The following is a 400-nucleotide window of genomic DNA, read 5'->3' as shown; positions in this document are numbered from 1 at the left end:
GATCGCGTCAGGGTCCGCGACCGGGGCCGCGGTCACGTTGGCGTAGAGCGGCACCCGGGGGGCGTTCAGGGTCACGGCGGACAGCGCCCGCGCCATCGCGTCGGCGGCGGGCGCCATCAGGCGGCAATGGAACGGGGCGGAGACGTTGAGCATCACGGCGCGCTTGACCCCGCGCTCCGTGGCGATGCCGACGGCGCGCTCCACGGCCGCCCGGTCGCCCGACAGCACCACCTGGCCGCCGCCGTTGTCGTTGGCGACGTCGCAGGCCGCGCCGTCCGATTCGAGCGAGGCCGCCTCGGCGATGCCGCGGGCCGCCTCGACATCGGTGCCGATCAGGGCCGCCATCGCGCCCACGCCCGGCGCCACCGCCGCCTGCATGGCCTCGCCGCGCAGGCGCAGC

Annotated in this window: 1 protein-coding gene; it reads right to left on the bottom strand. The window is 77.2% G+C overall.

Annotated features, from left to right (window positions below; translation table 11 throughout):
* The coding region (locus tag AC066S_RS39850; RefSeq protein WP_478272072.1) for an ACP S-malonyltransferase at positions 1 to 400 on the bottom strand (400 nt) is incomplete at both ends.

The organism is Bradyrhizobium sp. CFUWI (genome assembly GCF_056429085.1).
This window is presented reverse-complemented; position numbering and strand designations above follow the sequence as displayed.